The sequence below is a fragment of the Bacillus cereus group sp. MG1 genome (assembly GCF_040460035.1).
GTDB lineage: Bacteria > Bacillota > Bacilli > Bacillales > Bacillaceae_G > Bacillus_A > Bacillus_A cereus.
In genome coordinates this window covers 3,595,082-3,613,053 of record NZ_JARVGY010000001.1, presented here as the reverse complement: position 1 = coordinate 3,613,053, position 17,972 = coordinate 3,595,082, and the positions used below count along the sequence as shown (strand labels likewise).

Here is a 17,972-nt window from a genome sequence, read left to right as displayed (position 1 = left end):
CCAAAAATTACAATCTACCTGCTCTATATTTACGAACTAGTAAAGCAAGTGAACCTAGCAGTAACACCATGTATAAACCAAGTTGTGCTGTATCTGCAGTTTTTGAGTTTTTCTCTTTTTTTGAATCATTTTTTGTATCTTCTTTTTTCTTCTGACCATCTGCATTTCGGTTAAAATCAGGAGTACCTACTGTTTTTACATTATCTACTTTCGGTGTAGTCACTGGATTTTTCGGTTCATTTTTCGGTTCCTCTTTAATAGTTCCTAACGCGCCGATATTATTTGTATCAAATTGAATTTGTACATCGTAGAAATGATGGTAGTTCATCTCATCGATGTCTACCTTTACTTTTGCGTTTAATTTTTTAAATAGATCTTCTACTTCAAACTGTACTACTCGCGTATTTGCATTTTTATCTTCGCTTACTACTTTCGCATCAGCGAATAGTTCATTGTTTTCCGCTTGGAATTTCGTAATCCACGCACTATTTTTCAGCGTCATCTCAATATATTTTTTACCATCTTTTACGATTAATTTCGCTGGATTTACAACATAGTCATGCATCTTTGAAATCTCATCTGTTTTATCTTTTAATACTTTAAATGTAATATCATATTGGCCATCTACTAAATTTTTCGAATCAACTATTACTCTCGGTTTATTATTTTCATCTTGGTTGTTGTTTCCACCTTGGTTGTCGTTTCCGCCTTGGTTGTTGTTTCCGCCTTGGTTGTCGTTTCCGCCTTGGTTGTCGTTTCCGCCTTGGTTGTCGTTTCCGCCTTGGTTGTCGTTTCCGCCTTGGTTGTCGTTTCCGCCTTGGTTGTTGTTTCCGCCTTGGTTGTCGTTTCCGCCTTGGTTGTCGTTTCCGCCTTGGTTGTTGTTTCCGCCTTGGTTGTCGTTTCCGCCTTGGTTGTTGTTTCCGCCTTGGCTATCTAACGGCTTAATGCTACCTTTATCAAATGCAAATTGAATATCGTAAAAATGGTGATAATTCATTGAATCGATATCTACTTTTACTTTTGCATTTAACTTTTTTGATAAATCTGGTACTTCTACTTCCACTACGCGTGTATCAGCTTTTTTATCTTCACTTATTACATGTGCATCAACAAACGAACCATTTTTCTCAAATTCAAATTTTGTAATCCAAGAACTGTTCGTTAACGTAAATGATACATACTTCTTACCATCTTTTACTTTTAGCACACCTGGACTTTTTGTATATGTGTTCATCATTGAAATTTCGTCTGTTTGATCTTTTAATGCTTTGAAATTGATGCTGTATTCACCATCTTTAATTGTTTCAGCATCTGGTTTTTTATTTTCATCTGGTTTTTCTACTTCCGGTTTTTCTGCTTCCGGTTTTTCTGCTTCTGGTTGTTTCTCTTCATTTTTAATTTGTTCAAGTTTATCTTGTTCAAATAAAAGTTGTACATCATGCGTTTGCTTATAATTTCTTGATGCCATTTCGATAAATACTTTTGTATTTAGTTTTTTAGATAAATCGTTTACTTCAAACTCTACTACTCTTGTATCTTTTTCCTTATCCTCACTCACTACTTTTGCATCAACAAATGCGCCATCTTTTTCCGTTTGGAAATTTTTAATTAATGAGCTACTTTTTAGTGTTACAATTGCTTTTTTCTTACCGTTTTCTACTTTTAATACTCCTGGATTTACCATGTAAGTATTCATCTTAGATTCTTCATCTGTTTGATCTTTTAATACTTTAAATGGAATGCTGTACGTACCATCTGTAATTGTGTTAGAATTTGGTTGTTGATCTGGGTCAGGCTTTTGGTCGGGCTTCTGACCTGGATCGGTAGTTTCATTTGGATCTGGCTTATTAGCTGGGTCCTCTTTTTCATTTGGTTTTTCTACATGAATTGGTGTAATGCTATTTTGATCAAATGCAATACGAACGTCGTACTCATGATGATAATTTAAAAAATCAATATCTACTTTTACTTTTGCATTTAATACCTTCTCTATATCTTCTACATCAAATTCTACTACTCTTGTATCTTTTTCTTTATCTTCACTAATTACATTTGTCGCAACTAGCTTACCTGCTTTTTCTGTTTCAAACTTCGTAATCCATGAACTATTCGTTAATGTAAAGGATACTTTCTTTTTCCCATCCTTCACTTTTAAAGTTCCCGGACTTACTGAATATTGATTCATCATTGATTCTTCATCTGATGTATCTTTTAAAACTTTGAACCCAATTGAATATTCACCGTCAGCCAACTTGGTAGCTGCTTGAACTGCAAGTGGTTGTAATGTTGATACGAATGTAAATATCATTAAAAACATAGCAACAATAATTTTTGTATACCTGTTCAATGGAACGACTCTCCCTTTTGAAAATTATTTAATACTGCTCCCATCAAATACAAAGCGAATATCATATGAAGCATTATAATTAATAATTGGAATATTAATTTCCACCTTTCCATTTAGTTTTTTTGACAAGTCAGCAACTTCAAATTCTACTACTCTAGTATTATCTTTTTTGTTTTCACTTAACACGTTTGTTTCTACAAATTGACCATCTTTTTCTACTTGGAAACTTTTAATAGAAGCACTATCTTTCACTTTAAATGAAACATATTGTTTTCCATTTTTAACTGTTAATGTTGCTGGGCTTTCAAAATAACTATTCATTCTAGACGATTCATCTTTATCGCCTTTCCATACAGTAAAAGCAATATTATATTTTCCATCAGCTAGTTTTGTAGCAGCCTTTGCATCTTGTAAACCTAGTGTTGCGATAAACGTAAATAAAACAGCAAATACAGCAATAATCATTTTAAATTGTTTAAACATATATTCATCCCCCTTCAAAAGATTTATTTACTCAACTTCACTTTACGAATTAAGAAAGCACCTGAAATAAGAATTAACGCTACAAACAATCCAATACGTGCTTCATCGCCTGTTTTTGGGTTATCTGTTTTTTCAGCTTTTCCATTTTCATTTTTTGTTTCTTTGTTCACTTCTTTAGCTGTTTCCTTACTCTCTACTTTTGTTTTCTCTTCTTTTACTTGTGTATCTGTTTTCGCTTGATCATTATTTTTTGTTGTAGCAGCTACGCCGTTATCGCCACCTACAGCTTTTACATTTGCATCAAAAGCAAAACGAATTGTGTAGTGGTGGTCATAGTTTGCATTTGGTACAACAACATGAATTTTTACAGCTGCCGGTTTGGATAAATCATCTACTTTAAACTCTACTGTTCTTTTATCTGCCGATTCATCTTTACTAACAACTTTCGCATCAACAAAATCCCCATTCTCTGGTGCTTTAAATTCTGTAATCCAAGCACTATGATTCATCGGAACTTGTACTCTCATCTCACCGTTTTTCACTATTAATTTTGCCGGCTTTTCAAAATAGTCATTTGCCATTGAAGCTGAATCATTTTCCGCTTTTTGAATTACGTAATTAATATCGTAAGTACCATCAGCTAGTTTTGCTGAAGCATTCCCGTATGGCATTACAAGAAAAGCTAGCATACATACGAACGTTATAATAAAAGCGGGTAATACAGAAACCTTTTTCATTTTTCTTGTTTCCTCCTTGGTTATCTTTCATTTCACTTTTTGAAAATGATAATTATTCTCAATTTATAAGAAAAAAAATAATCTCTTCTACCTATTATTTAATTAGCATTCTTTTATGTAACATAAGTATTATTGATTATCATTCTCATTGAATATTAAAAATAATATCTCACCCTATTCCTTATACGAAGGCATAGAAACTGAGAAAAAATGATAAAACGCATTTATTGATTATCATTCTCAATGTAAATCAAAAAAAAAAAAAATAAACTATCTCTTCTCCTCTTCTTTCACCTCTTCCCACAACAACACTATAGTTATAGAAACCCCTTTTCCCTCACTTCCCTTCCAATATTTCCACAACTAAGTCAATCTTAGCCTACTCATAAATTTTTTGTCAACTATATTACGTATAAAATTTTTAATATCTGAATTTCTCTATATACGGCTTTTTTTACAAAAAAAGAGACTTTCTATAATAGAAAGCCTCTTTTCTCTATTTTTCTACAGCAATTTCCTGCTTTTGAAACTTAGAAACTATATAACCAAATCCTATACCGATTATGCCTGGAACTAACCAACCAATTCCTACACTATATAATGGAATCTTATCTAAAATAGGTGCTAGCGCTGCAATTTGAAGGTTTGCATTGTGTAATCCATCAAAGAAACTTATTGCAAATGCTCCTACAATCCCGCCCACATACATCGCTAATGGAAGACGAACGTAGTTTTCAACAAGTGATAATACGATAAGTACGATTCCAATTGGATAAATTGCGATTAAGATTGGTAATGCTAATGCATTTAACTGAGTTAACCCAAGGTTTGCTACCATAAATGCTAATACACAGAAAATGAAAACGACTTTTTGATAAGAAAGCTTTGGTAATAAGGAAGAGAAGTAATCACCACAAGCTGCAACAATACCTACAGAAGTTGTTAAACATGCTGCTGTAATTGCGATCCCTAGTAATAAAGTTCCGTAGCTACCAAATAAATGATTCACGACATTTGTTAAAATAATTCCTCCGTTTGCGCCCATTCCAAGTGACACACTAGAAGCTCCAAGATAAGCAAGTGCTAAATACACAAGTAGTAGACCAAGTGCTGCAATAAATCCTGCAAAGATTGTTACTTTTGCAATACTGTTTTTATTTGTAATTCCTTTTTCTTTTAACGCATGAATTACAACATTTCCGAATACCAGTGCTGCAAGTCCATCTAAAGTTAAATATCCATCAATAAATCCTTTAAAGAGAGGAGCACTATACGCTTCTGTCGGTGCACCAAATTCTCCAATTGGTGTAATAAGTGCTTTACCTACGATAATTGCAATAACAGCTAATAATATTGGAGTTAGCACCTTACCAATACGACCCACTAATTTCGAAGGATTTAAAGCTAAATAGAAAGTGACTGCAAAGAAAATAAGTGTAAAGATAACAAGTGGATATGACTGACCAGCTATCTCACTTGGTAAAAACGGTGCAACACTCATCTCATAAGCTACTGTTCCTGTACGCGGTACACTTACGAATACGCCTAAACATAAATAAATTGCAGTGATAAAAACAAGTGCGAATATAGGATGTACACGTCCTGCTAGCTCATTAATATCTCCCTTTAAAGCTATAACAATTACTCCTAATAAAGGTAGTCCAACGCCTGTTACGATAAAACCAAACAGCGCGATCCATACGTCCGTTCCAGCACCTTGCCCTAACGCTGGTGGAAAAATCATATTACCTGCACCAAAAAACAGTGCAAATAACATTAAACTTATTGCAAACATCTCCGAAAACTTTAAAGATGATTTCATTCCTACTAACCTCCTAAAATAATTAATTAACAAAATATTCTGAATTAAAATCCGTCACATATCCTCTTTCAAGCATACTTCCCCGTAAAAGAACGCAAAAAACACCCGTCCCTAACAAAGGGACGAGTGTTGAAATCGTGGTTCCACCCTTATTCTAATAAAATGAATTCATAACGAAATAAGCTCATTTTATAGCTCGTGTAAATTGATAACGGTTTTATCCGCCAAGAATTACAATGCATCATGTATGCAGTTCACTCTTGAAGTTTAGAGGTGGTAAGCTTGTCTTTTCGTATTAGGAAGCTCACAGCCTAAGGCTTCCCTCTCTGAGAATCGTAAAATACAACTCATGTCCTCATCATTACTTTTATAAAATATCTTGTCGAAACTTGTTGTTTTTTATTATATGGGCTATTTTTTAAAAAATCAATAGTTTTATTTTTTCTGACAAAAAAATATAGGGAGAAAATTTTCCCTCCCTATAACTGCCCTATTAAAATTTCTAACTCTTCAGCTGTAACGCTCCGCCACTTTCCAACTTCAAGCTCATTTAGCTCTATATTCATAATGCGTACTCGCTTTAGCTTTATTACAGTAAATCCGAAAGCACGACTCATTCTACGAATTTGCCTGTTCATTCCTTGCGTTAAAACGATACGAAATGTTGATTGATCGACTCTTGTCACTTTGCACGGCTTCGTCATTCCATCTTTAATCTTTACACCGCTGGACATCTCATTAATAAACCAGTCCGTAAAAGGTTTATCGACTGTGACAACATATTCCTTCTCGTGCTCATGATCACCATGTAAAATTCGATTCGCAATGCCGCCGTCATTCGTTAATAAGATAAGTCCTTCCGATACTTTATCTAATCGTCCAACTGGAAAGATTCGCTCTGGATAATTGATATAATCAATAATATTATCTTCAATATGATCAGCTGCTGTACAAGTAATTCCGACTGGTTTATGAAAGGCTATGTACACCTTTTCTTTCTCTTCTTTTACAATAACTTGCCCATCAATCGTTACAACATCACCATCGCTCACAAGTTCACCGTGCGTACATATTTCACCATTAATAGCCACGCGTCCAGCTTTAATGAGGCGATCTGTTTCACGTCTGGAGCATGATTTTGCTTCGCTTATGTATTGGTTGATTTTCATGTTCTATTCCTTTTCACATATATTAAAAGCGTCAATCTATGGCAATATCATTCTGCCACGATTGACGCTTTTTCACTTCGCAAAAACAACTAAATAAATAACCCCAATCACCAAAAATATTCCGCAACAAGCTAACAATACTTTTGCAAGTTTGTCCATAAACATATAATGGTTTCCCCTTTGTTTCGTTGTTTTCTATTTTAATTCGACAACTGTTACGCCTAGGCCTCCCTCGCCCATGTCACCGTAACGGAAGGTTTTTACACCGCGATGCTTCTTCAAGTAATCTTGTACACCTTGGCGAAGTGCTCCTGTCCCTTTACCGTGAATAATTGATACGCGAGGATAGCTTGCAAGCTGGGCATCGTCTAAGTATTTCTCAACGCGCGCCATTGCATTTTCAAATCGCTCACCACGAAGGTCAAGTTCTAATGAAACGTGATAGTCTCTACCTTTTACCGTTGCAACTGCTTTTTTCTCTGTTTGCTTCGGTGTGTTAATGTATTCCATGTTAGATTCTTTTACTTTCATCTTCAGAATACCGATTTGTACGCTCCACTCAGTATCGCTTACTTTTTCAAGTAATTGACCTTTTTGACCGAACGTTAATACTTTTACTTCATCACCTGCACGTAACTGTTGTTTCGGCGCAGTGTTTTTCACGTTTACTTTTTGTTTCTTAACAAGCTCTGGTGCTGCGCCTTCTAGACGGCTCTTCGCTTCAATTAACTCGTGGTCTTTCACGTTTGCAAGCTGTGCTTTACGCAATTGACGAAGTTCTTGAATAATGCCTTCTGCTTCTTTCTTTGCAGCTTCAACTTTTTCTTCCCCTTCTTTTTGCGCTTTTAATAATCGTTCATCGCGATCTTCGTTAAATTCAATAATTTGACGTTGTAATTCACGATGAAGTTTTTCAGATTGTTTGCGAAGTGCTTCTGCTTCGTTCCAGTCACGCTCTGCGTTCTTCTGGCTTTCTTCTAACTTCGCAATCATATTTTCAATTTTATTCGTATCTGTACTAATGTGGTTGCGTGCTTGGTCAATAACGCGATCAGATAATCCAAGACGTTTCGAAATTTCAAAGGCATTACTACGGCCTGGTACACCGATTAATAATTTATAAGTTGGACTTAATGTATTTACATCAAACTCAACACTCGCATTAATAACTTGCTCACGGTTATATCCGTATGCTTTTAATTCTGGATAATGCGTCGTTGCAACAACGCGAGCACCGCGATTACATACTTCATCTAAAATCGAAATTGCTAGTGCAGCCCCTTCTTGTGGGTCTGTTCCAGCACCTAATTCATCGAATAAAACTAAGCTTTCAAAATCAGCTTTTTCTAAAATATCAACGATGTTCACCATATGTGAGGAGAACGTACTTAAACTTTGTTCAATCGATTGCTCATCACCGATATCAGCAAATATATTTTTAAACACACAAATCTCTGACTCATCCATTACTGGAATGTGAAGACCAGATTGCGCCATTAAAACACAAATACCAACTGTTTTCAGCGTAACTGTTTTACCACCTGTATTCGGTCCTGTAATAACAATTGTCGTGAAATCTTTACCTAACATAATGTTATTTGGCACAATAATTTCTGGATCGATTAGCGGATGGCGAGCTTGTCTTAAATCCATATAACGCTCGTTATTTACGATTGGTTTCGTTGCTTTAATTCGCTTTGCATAAAAAGCTTTCGCAAAAATGAAATCAAGATTCGCAACTACTTCTACGTTTGATAAAACGATATCGGCTTCTACTGCCACTTCTTCTGTTAACATCAATAAGATGCGTTCGATTTCTTGTTTCTCTTTCACACGAGCTTCTTGCAGTGCGTTATTTAATTCTACAATGACTTGCGGTTCAATAAATAACGTTTGTCCAGAAGCTGATTGATCGTGAACAATACCACCATATACGCCGCGGTATTCTTGTTTTACTGGGATTACGTAACGTTCGTTACGAATCGTTACAATCGAGTCAGACAGCATCTTTTGCGCATTTGAAGAGCGCGTCATATTTTCTAATTTTTCACGAATACGGCTTTCCGCAGTACGAATTTGAGTACGAATACCACGCAGTTTATCACTTGCGCTATCGACTACTTCACCGCCGTCACCGATACAATTTGTAATTTTCTTTTCTAAATCATATAAAGATACAATTTGAGCGACGTGAGTTTCTAAAATCGGAAGCTCGACACCGTTATCAGCCATATCTTCAATGAAACGTTTCATATTACGACTACCATACATCGTATTCGCAATATCAAGTAATTCATTTGGACTTAACATACTCCCAATTTTTGCACGCTTCACATTTGAGCGAATATCCGTAATACCACCTAATGGTGCACTACCTTTTAAACGAATAACTTTCGCTGCTTCATCCGTTGTATCTTGCATTTCTACAATTTCTTCAAAATCAGTGCTCGGCACTAAATGCTTCACTTTGTCACGGCCAAGTGAAGAGGCTGTATGTTCAAGTAATTGTTCTTTTACTTTATTGTATTCTAATACACGCAACGTTCTTTCTAACATGTTGCAGGTCCCCCTTGCGTTACTTATTACGTTTAATATAGTCTAATAAACGTTCAATATCCCATGTGTTAATCACGTTATCTTTTTGAATCCAACCTTTACGTGCTGCTGCTACACCTGTTTCCATATCTTCTAACATTTCAAGTGTATGAGCATCTGTATTAATCGCTACTTTTACACCAGCATCTTGTGCTTGTTTTAATAATTTAGCGCTTAAATCTAGACGGTTCGGATTCGCATTTAATTCTAAAACTGTATTTGTCTCTTTTGCGAGTTCAATTAATAAATCTGTATCTACATCATAACCCTCACGGCGCCCGAGAAGACGTCCTGTCGGATGAGCAATCATTGTGACATGTTTATTCTCAAGTGCAGTACGCAGACGCTTCATGATCGTTTCACGGTCTTGTGAGAAGCTAGAGTGAATCGCTCCAATAACATAGTCTAATTCTTCTAATACTTCATCATCAAAATCAAGCGAGGCATCTGGTAAAATGTCCATTTCAATTCCGCGTAAAATTGTAATGTCTGGATACTTTTCATTCATACGTTCAATTTCTTTCGCTTGCTCACGAAGACGCTCTTTCGTTAAACCATTCGCTACTTTTAAGTATTGCGAGTGATCAGTAATCGCCATAAACTTATATCCACGAGCACGGCACGCTTGTACCATTTCTTCAATAGAAAAAGCACCGTCACTCCAAGTTGTATGCATATGTAAATCACCTTGTATATCGGAAAACTGAATTAAGTTCGGATACTCTTTAATTAATTCAATTTCTTTTCCATCTTCACGCACTTCTGGCGGAATAAATGGTAGACCGAAATGAGCAAAGAAGTCTTCTTCAGTCTCAAATGTTTTCACTTCACCTGTTTCTAAGTTCTCTACACCGTACTCACTAATTTTCTCGCCTTTATCTTTTGCGATTTGACGCATTTTTACGTTATGGTCTTTTGATCCTGTGAAATGGTGAAGTGTTGTAATAAACTCTTCTGGTTTTACTAAGCGGAAATCGATTGAAATATCATATTCATATTGAAGACGAACAGAAACTTTCGTATCCCCACTTGCGATTACCTCAATCATATTATCGAATTGTAGTAAATGCTCACGTACCGTTGCTGGTTCTGTCGTTGCAATGATAAAATCTAAATCTTTCACTGTTTCACGAACACGGCGCAAACTACCAGCGCGAGAGAAACGAATTACTTCAGCAATATTCGACAATTTCTCCTCTATTTCCCCGGCAATAGGCAATACCATCGCAATTGGTAAACGCTCTGGACGAGAGCCTACTTGATCGATTGCTTCTAATATTTTCTCTTCTGTCTTCTTACCGAAACCAGCTAAAGCTTGTACTTTATTTTCCTCACAAGCAGCTTTTAACGTCTCCATATCAATAACGCCTAGCTCTTTATATAACTTAGCCACCTTTTTACCACCAAGACCTGGTAGTTTTAATAACGGCAATAAGCTACTCGGTACTTCTTTTTCAAGTTCTTGTAATACTTCAGATGTTCCCGATTCTATATATTCTTGAATAACGGCTGCTGTTCCTTTTCCGATGCCCGGAATCTTTGTGAAATCTTCAATCTCAGAAAGACTACGATCGTCACTTTCTAATGCTGCTGCCGCTTTACGAAATGCAGATATTTTAAATGGATTCGCACCCTTTAGTTCCATAAAAAGCCCGATTGTCTCTAATAATTTGATAACTTGTTTTTTATTTACTTTCATCATTACCCCGCCTTTCTTTCATAGAAAAAAACTTCTCTTTCCGAAAAAAGAGAAGTTATACTCTGCTACCTGTCTGCCATAGTTCCTTCACCTTTTCAGATAGAATCGGTGTATCGTCTACAATTATTTTGCTAATTGATGATTTTTGTAATGGTGTTTGTACTTGTTCAATCGGAAGAATGTTTCCAATGATAATTAAGACAAACAAAACAATATATACTTCTAAAAATCCGAGGATTGCCCCCGCAAACGCATTTACTTGCTTTAAAACCGGTATTTCTGCAAACATATTTAACAAATTACCAAGTAATGAAAGTGCTATTTTTGTAATAATAAACAATATGATAAACGCAAGCGCTTGATAAAATACTGTCTCAATATTATTTGCATCAATCCATTCTGGAACAGATACGTTTTTATCAAATGGATACGGAATAAATTTCGCAAGTGCTGGCGCTAAATCTTTACAGTACCAGTATGCAACAAGGTATGCGATAATAAAGCTTGTTAACTTTACAAGTTGCAGAATAAACCCTCTGCGTAAGCCGAGGAAAAATCCCATAACAAGCAGTAAAATGATAATAATATCAATCATGTTATTCCATTCCTTTTTTTGTCATACTTTCTTTCAATTTCTCATGTTCTTCTTTTAATTTTATGTAATCGTGTATGACGTTTACCGCCGTCAATACCGCTAGTCTACTCGTGTCAAGCGAAGGATTCTTGGCATTGAGTTCGCGCATTTTATCATCCACAATCGCTGCTACCATGCGGATATGACTTGTACTTTCATCGCCAACAACTGAATATTGCTGACCATAGATTTCTACATTAATTCGACTTTTCTTTCCCTTTTGTTGTGACAACTCACCGGCCTCCAATCACGTACAGAATCCTAAAGTTTATCATACCATGAACCTTCATAATATGGAAACAGAAAGAACAATCCGATATGATAAAAATAACAATATAAAAAAAGGGGCGACCATTATGTCAAATTCTATCGTAATTCAAACAAATTCTACAGTAATTGAAGACATGAAACAACAATATAAACATTCACTTAGCCCGAAAATTCCGCAAGGCGGTATCTTTATGGCTAAGGTGCCATCTTGCACGATTACAGCGTATAAATCTGGAAAAGTAATGTTCCAAGGAGGCCGCGCTGAAGCAGAAGCTTCTCGTTGGCAAACTGTCTCTCACGCGCCGAAAACAGCTGTAAAAAAATCTGTCGATTCCCATCGTTATGCGCCGCCTACTTCCATCAGTACAATGTCTATTGTAGGGTCTGATGAAGTTGGTACGGGAGATTTCTTTGGACCGATGACAGTCGTTGCTGTATATGTGGATGCGAAGCAAATTCCACTACTAAAAGAACTTGGTGTAAAAGACTCTAAAAACTTAAATGACGATCAAATTATTGCCATTGCGAAACAACTTCTACACGTTGTTCCTTATAGCTCTCTTGTCCTTCATAATGAAAAATATAACGAGCTATTTGATAAAGGAAACAACCAAGGTAAGTTAAAAGCCTTGCTACATAATAAAGCTATTACAAACTTATTAGCGAAAATGGCACCTACAAAACCTGAAGGCGTCTTAATCGACCAATTCACACAACCTGATACATACTACAAATATTTAGCAAAACAAAAACAGGTACAGCGTGAAAATGTTTATTTTGCTACGAAAGGTGAAAGCGTCCATTTAGCAGTAGCCGCTGCTTCTATTTTAGCTCGCTACTCATTCGTAAAACAGTTTGACGAACTAAGTAAAAAAGCTGGTATGCCACTTCCGAAAGGTGCTGGTAAACAAGTTGATATCGCTGCTGCTAAATTAATTCAAAAGCTTGGTAAAGAACGATTACCCGAGTTTGTGAAACTGCATTTCGCTAATACGGAGAAGGCGCTTCGCTTATTAAAATAGTATCGACAAAAACAGGAGCCTACAAACTCCTGTTTTTTGTTTCATCCTACTATTGTCCTTATAGTTTTGTTATAATTATAATATACAGATTATTCTAACATAGGAGGAGATCTACATTGCTACTTCTACAAATGATTCTAAATATTTTACTAGGCGATCCACACGAAAGACAGTTCGAAATTAGAGAAAACATTCAGCTACTAAGTGGACAACCAGCGTTCAACGATTTAATAGAACGTTATGGTCGATCTTTCTTATTAAACTTTCGGATTCGAAGATTTATCGGGAAACACGATGCACGCTTGTTAATACATAATCCAGCAAAACTACAACACTTCTGTGAAGAACTTGAATGTATGATTAGAAAAAGGAGGTTTTTCATATGAACGCTGTAAAAGTTAAAAAGGTACGATATGCTTTCGTACACCTCGTAGGTCCACTTTCTTACCTCACTATTTCTATCATTTGGGGAGCTTTTTTCACTACTAAATCCACATTCGAAAATATATATGATAATCTTGGCGTGATGGCCATCTATTACGTGTTCATGAGTTTACTGTGGTTTTTCTATTTAGATCGATTAGACAAAGACATAAATAAGATTACAAAAGAAATTAACGATAATAAGATGTAACACATAACAAAGGAGAGCCCTTAAGACTCTCCTTTGTTATGTTAGCTTCGTTTCTGCTTCTTATTTGATGAAGATACTTTATGAGAACCTGTTTCATGTGTCGTCGTTCCTTGTCCTTCAACTTCTGGAGAACCTAGGCCCGATCTTGAATGATCTTTTTTCACTTTTTTACTCATTTATATTCACCCCTTCGCGTTACTTTTTGCTACGAGGGAATAAACTATACAATATGTAAAATAAAAAGCGAGAGGAAATCCTCTCGCCTTTTTTCATATTTTAGAATTCAGAAGAACCTGGAGTTCTTGGGAATGGAATTACGTCACGGATGTTAGCCATACCAGTGATGTACATTAGGAAGCGCTCGAAACCTAGACCGAATCCAGCGTGTTTTGTACCGCCGTATTTTCTAAGTTCTAAGTACCACCAGTAGTCCTCTTCGTTCATACCTAATTCTTTAATTCTGTCTACTAAAACGTCCATTCTTTCTTCACGTTGGCTTCCGCCGATTAATTCGCCGATGCCAGGAACTAGAAGGTCAGTAGCAGCTACTGTTTTACCGTCTTCATTTAAACGCATGTAGAATGCTTTAATGTCTTTCGGATAGTCAGTTACGAATACAGGGCGTTTGAAGATTTCTTCTGATAAGTATCTTTCGTGCTCTGTTTGTAAGTCAATTCCCCATTCTACTGGGTATTTGAAGTCAGCACCTGATTCTTGAAGCACTTTAATTGCTTCTGTATAAGTGATGCGACCGAAGTCAGAGTTAATTACGTTGTTCATGCGCTCAAGAACTGTTTTATCAACGAAGCTGTTGAAGAATTCCATTTCTTCTGGTGCATGCTCTAATACGTATTTCATTGCATATTTCAGCATATCTTCTGTAAGGTTCATTACGTCCCCTAGTTCAGCGAATGCAATCTCAGGCTCAACCATCCAGAACTCAGCAGCGTGGCGAGTTGTGTTTGAGTTTTCTGCACGGAATGTAGGTCCGAATGTGTATACGTCACGGAATGCTAATGCATAAGCTTCAGCGTTCAGCTGTCCACTTACTGTTAAGTTTGTTTCTTTACCGAAGAAGTCTTTTGACTCATCAACTTTTCCGTCTTCACCTTTTGGTAGGTTATTTAAATCTTGCGTTGTTACGCGGAACATTTCGCCAGCACCTTCTGTATCACTACCAGTGATGATTGGTGTGTGAACATGTACGAATCCACGCTCTTGGAAGAATTGGTGAATCGCAAATGCTGCGATAGAACGTACGCGGAACGTTGCAGAGAATGCATTTGTTCTTGGACGTAAGTGAGCGATTGTACGTAAGTATTCAAACGTATGACGTTTCTTTTGAAGTGGGTAATCAGAATCTGATAAACCCTCGATATCAATTTTTTCTGCTTTAATTTCAAATGGTTGCTTCGCTCCCGGCGTTGCAATTACTTTACCTTCTACTTTAACTGAAGAGCTAAGTGGAAGTTTTGCAATTTCTTTGAAGTTCTCTAATTCTGTATCGAAAACGATTTGAACGCTTTTAAAGAAGCTACCGTCGTTTAATTCGATGAAACCAAATGCTTTTGAATCACGTAAGTTACGAATCCACCCTGATACTTGTACTGTTTGATCTGCATACTTTTCTGTATCTCTATACAGACTTTTTACTAATGTGTTTTCCATAGTGAAATTCTCCTTTGCTCATATATTTAAATACAAAAAAACCTTTCATCCATAAAGGGACGAAAGGTTAAACTTCGCGGTACCACCCAATTTGTCATAAAGACCAACTTTAACTCGTATGTAATACATACTTCCCGGTTTGTAACAGGCCGGATTCCCGTCTAAGTCTACTCTTGAATACAAAATTCAATTTCGGTTAGCAACTCCAAGGTGTTCTTCACATATACCGCCTCATCAGGCTCTCACCGTCCCTGACTCGCTTTGGATTATAGTATATACTACTTTTCCTTATCATCGTCTTTCATTTTGTTAAACTAAAATTAATGTACTACATTCGAGAGAAAGATGCAAGGTGTCGGAAAATATATGAGCGATTTTTGTAATATATCGACTTACCGACAGTGTCCGACAACCAATCCAATAAAAAAATTGCCGGAATGAATCCGGCAATTTTCTAATTACTTACGTAACTCCGCACCGAATTTCTCTTCTACCGTTGTTAGTACACGGTTATGTGCTTCTGTTACTTCTTCGTCTGTTAATGTACGTTCTGCATCGAAGTAAGTCATAGAGAATGCAAGTGATTTCTTGCCTTCTTCCATTTTTTCACCTTCGTATAAGTCGAATAGTGTTACGTCTTTCAGAAGTTCTCCGCCAGCTTCAGCAATGACTTGCTTCATTTCACCAGCTTTTGTTTCTTTTGTTACTACAACAGCCATGTCACGTGTCATAGATGGGAAACGTGGAATTGCTGAGTAGTAAGTTTCCTCAGCGTCTGCACCGAATACTTTTACAAGAGATAATTCAAATACGAATGTATTTTTCACATCTAATTGTTTTTCTGCTTCTGGGTGCAATTGACCGATGAAACCAATTACTTCGCCATCTAATACGATGTCAGCTGTACGGCCTGGGTGCATACCTTCACGTTTTGCTGGTGCATATGTGATTTGATTTGAAACGCCAAGCACGTCGAATAGTCCTTCTAGTACACCTTTCACAACGAAGAAGTCTACTACTTTCTTCTCACCTTGCCATGCATGGTGAACAGCAAGACCTGTCATAACACCTGCAAGATGTTGTTCTTCTTTCGGAAGTTCTCCTTCTTCTGTCGGTAAGAAGATAGAACCTACTTCGTATAAAGCAACGCTGTCGTTTTTACGAGCGACATTGTATGAAACTGCTTCTAGTAATTGCGGTACTAAGCTTAAACGAAGTTGGCTACGTTCTTCACTCATTGGAAGTGCAAGACCTACAGGCGCCTTTTCGTTTGGCTCAACCATATATTGTTTCGCTTTGTCAGCGCTTGTTAATGAATACGTAATTGCTTCATATAAACCAGCACCCTCTAAGAAGCGGCGTACTTTACGACGTTTCGTTTGTGCTGATGTTAATTTACCACGAGTCATCGTTCCAGAAGGTAATGTAACTGGAATGTGGTCATAACCGTATAGACGGCCCACTTCTTCTACTAAGTCTTCTGAAATTGTAATATCAGGACGACGTGCTGGTACATTTACATGGAATGTTCCTTCTACTTCTGTAAATGGGAATTTCAAGTTTGTGAACATTGTACCCATTTCACTCGCAGAAATATTTGTACCTAATACACGGTTTACTTTTTCAGCAGTAACAGATACTGTACGCTCTTGTACTTGTAAGTTGTCAGCTTCTACTACACCTTCAAGTGCTTCACCGCCAGCATATTTCGCCATTAAAGCAGCTGCGTGTTGAATTGCTTCAAATGTACGTGTTGGATCGATTCCTTTTTCGAAACGTGCACTTGATTCACTACGAAGACCTAAGTCTTTTGATGTACGACGTACTGTTTGACCTGCAAAGTATGCAGACTCAATTAGAACGTTTACTGTCTCATTTGTAACTTCAGAATCCGCCCCGCCCATTACACCAGCAACAGCTAAAGCTTTCGTGCCGTTTGTAATTACAAGATGGTGGCTTTGTAATGTACGCTCTTGATCATCTAACGTTTCAATTTTTTCGCCTTCTTTTGCAAGACGAACAACGATTTCTTTTGAACCTAATTTATCGTAATCGAATGCATGTAACGGTTGACCGTATTCCATTAAAATGTAGTTTGTAATATCAACTACGTTGCTAATTGGACGAATGCCAGCTGCCATAAGACGAGTTTGCATCCACATTGGTGATGGACCAATCTTTACGTTTTTAACCATTTTTGCAATGTATAACGGGTTTTCTTCTTTCGCTTCTACACTTACAGAAATATAATCAGAAGTTTTTTCTGCTGTTTCTTGTAAGTCGATAGCTGGAAGTTTTACTTCGCGGCCATAAATAGCAGCTACTTCATATGCAACACCTAACATGTTTAGGCAATCTGCACGGTTTGGTGTTAAACCAAGCTCAAGTACTTCATCGTGTAAGTTTAAAATTTCAAGTGCATCTGCACCAACTTCAGCGTCACTTGGGAAGATGAAGATACCATCTGCATATTCTTTTGAAACTAACTTTCCATCAATGCCAAGCTCTTGAAGAGCACAAACCATACCGTGAGAAGCTTCACCACGTAGTTTTGCTTTTTTAATTTTGAAGTTACCAGGAAGTACAGCACCAACTTTTGCAACTGGTACTTTTAAACCTTTTGCAATGTTAGCAGCTCCACAAATAATTTGAACTGGCTCTTCTTCACCGATATCGATTAAGCATTTGCTTAATTTATCAGCTTCTGGGTGTTTTTCACATTCTAATACGTGACCAACTACAACACCTTTTACACCTTTATTTAATACTTCAACGCCTTCTACTTCAATACCACTTTTCGTGATTTTGTCTGCTAGTTCTTGTGCTGTTACATCTTTAATATCTACATACTCTTGTAACCAACGATATGATACGAACATATTTATCCTCTCC

The 17,972-nt window shown here is 36.7% G+C and carries 15 protein-coding genes and 2 other annotated features; of the genes, 3 read left to right on the top strand and 12 right to left on the bottom strand.

What is annotated here, in order from left to right:
- Positions 1 to 7: 7 nt before the first annotated feature.
- From QCI79_RS18990 to zapA, 9 genes are all read right to left on the bottom strand, one after another.
- Complete coding sequence (locus QCI79_RS18990; RefSeq protein ID WP_087988186.1) at positions 8 to 2,347, bottom strand: NEAT domain-containing protein; 2,340 nt, start codon at positions 2,345 to 2,347, stop codon at positions 8 to 10.
- A 24-nt stretch (positions 2,348 to 2,371) separates the two neighbouring features.
- Positions 2,372 to 2,830, bottom strand: a complete 459-nt coding sequence (locus tag QCI79_RS18985) for an NEAT domain-containing protein (RefSeq protein WP_000476162.1) — start codon at positions 2,828 to 2,830, stop codon at positions 2,372 to 2,374.
- Positions 2,831 to 2,853: 23 nt separating this feature from the next.
- On the bottom strand, positions 2,854 to 3,567 hold the full coding sequence (isdC, locus tag QCI79_RS18980) for a heme uptake protein IsdC (protein ID WP_000757941.1): 714 nt from the start codon (positions 3,565 to 3,567) through the stop codon (positions 2,854 to 2,856).
- A 496-nt stretch (positions 3,568 to 4,063) separates the two neighbouring features.
- Positions 4,064 to 5,389, bottom strand: a complete 1,326-nt coding sequence (gene brnQ6, locus QCI79_RS18975; protein WP_000842650.1) for a branched-chain amino acid transport system II carrier protein BrnQ6 — start codon at positions 5,387 to 5,389, stop codon at positions 4,064 to 4,066.
- 115 nt (positions 5,390 to 5,504) lie between these two features.
- Positions 5,505 to 5,760: a binding site (T-box leader), on the bottom strand.
- Between the two features lie 108 nt (positions 5,761 to 5,868).
- Positions 5,869 to 6,558 carry a 23S rRNA pseudouridine(2604) synthase RluF gene (locus QCI79_RS18970; RefSeq protein ID WP_000700747.1) on the bottom strand — a complete coding sequence of 230 codons (690 nt, stop codon included), beginning with the start codon at positions 6,556 to 6,558 and terminating at the stop codon, positions 5,869 to 5,871.
- Positions 6,559 to 6,753: 195 nt separating this feature from the next.
- Positions 6,754 to 9,114 carry an endonuclease MutS2 gene (locus tag QCI79_RS18965; protein WP_000893713.1) on the bottom strand — a complete coding sequence of 787 codons (2,361 nt, stop codon included), beginning with the start codon at positions 9,112 to 9,114 and terminating at the stop codon, positions 6,754 to 6,756.
- Positions 9,115 to 9,133: 19 nt separating this feature from the next.
- The gene (gene polX, locus QCI79_RS18960) at positions 9,134 to 10,852 is read right to left on the bottom strand and encodes a DNA polymerase/3'-5' exonuclease PolX (protein WP_000867520.1); all 1,719 of its coding nucleotides are present in this window, start codon (positions 10,850 to 10,852) and stop codon (positions 9,134 to 9,136) included.
- Between the two features lie 55 nt (positions 10,853 to 10,907).
- On the bottom strand, positions 10,908 to 11,447 hold the full coding sequence (locus QCI79_RS18955; RefSeq protein ID WP_000565412.1) for a CvpA family protein: 540 nt from the start codon (positions 11,445 to 11,447) through the stop codon (positions 10,908 to 10,910).
- A gap of 1 nt (position 11,448) precedes the next feature.
- The gene (gene zapA, locus QCI79_RS18950) at positions 11,449 to 11,718 is read right to left on the bottom strand and encodes a cell division protein ZapA (protein WP_000082701.1); all 270 of its coding nucleotides are present in this window, start codon (positions 11,716 to 11,718) and stop codon (positions 11,449 to 11,451) included.
- 124 nt (positions 11,719 to 11,842) lie between these two features.
- Here zapA and rnhC point away from each other — a divergent pair, with 124 nt between their 5' ends.
- From rnhC to QCI79_RS18935, 3 genes are all read left to right on the top strand, one after another.
- Positions 11,843 to 12,778, top strand: coding sequence for a ribonuclease HIII (gene rnhC / locus QCI79_RS18945; protein ID WP_000071568.1), 936 nt, complete (start codon positions 11,843 to 11,845; stop codon positions 12,776 to 12,778).
- 116 nt (positions 12,779 to 12,894) lie between these two features.
- Complete coding sequence (locus QCI79_RS18940) at positions 12,895 to 13,164, top strand: hypothetical protein (protein WP_000925549.1); 270 nt, start codon at positions 12,895 to 12,897, stop codon at positions 13,162 to 13,164.
- A complete protein-coding gene (locus QCI79_RS18935; RefSeq protein ID WP_000994764.1) occupies positions 13,161 to 13,412 on the top strand; it encodes a hypothetical protein in 252 nt (83 codons plus the stop codon). The genes QCI79_RS18940 and QCI79_RS18935 overlap by 4 nt, the downstream gene beginning before the upstream one ends.
- Positions 13,413 to 13,453: 41 nt before the next feature.
- On the opposite strand, the gene QCI79_RS18930 is transcribed toward QCI79_RS18935, so the two are convergent.
- From QCI79_RS18930 to pheT, 3 genes are all read right to left on the bottom strand, one after another.
- Positions 13,454 to 13,588, bottom strand: coding sequence for a YuzL family protein (locus QCI79_RS18930; RefSeq protein WP_000039590.1), 135 nt, complete (start codon positions 13,586 to 13,588; stop codon positions 13,454 to 13,456).
- Between the two features lie 100 nt (positions 13,589 to 13,688).
- Positions 13,689 to 15,080, bottom strand: a complete 1,392-nt coding sequence (asnS, locus tag QCI79_RS18925) for an asparagine--tRNA ligase (RefSeq protein ID WP_000432177.1) — start codon at positions 15,078 to 15,080, stop codon at positions 13,689 to 13,691.
- A 52-nt stretch (positions 15,081 to 15,132) separates the two neighbouring features.
- Positions 15,133 to 15,384, bottom strand: a binding site (T-box leader).
- 154 nt (positions 15,385 to 15,538) lie between these two features.
- Positions 15,539 to 17,959 (bottom strand): phenylalanine--tRNA ligase subunit beta, encoded by a 2,421-nt coding sequence (pheT, locus tag QCI79_RS18920; RefSeq protein ID WP_021728744.1) that lies wholly within the window; start codon positions 17,957 to 17,959, stop codon positions 15,539 to 15,541.
- Positions 17,960 to 17,972 lie beyond the last annotated feature (13 nt).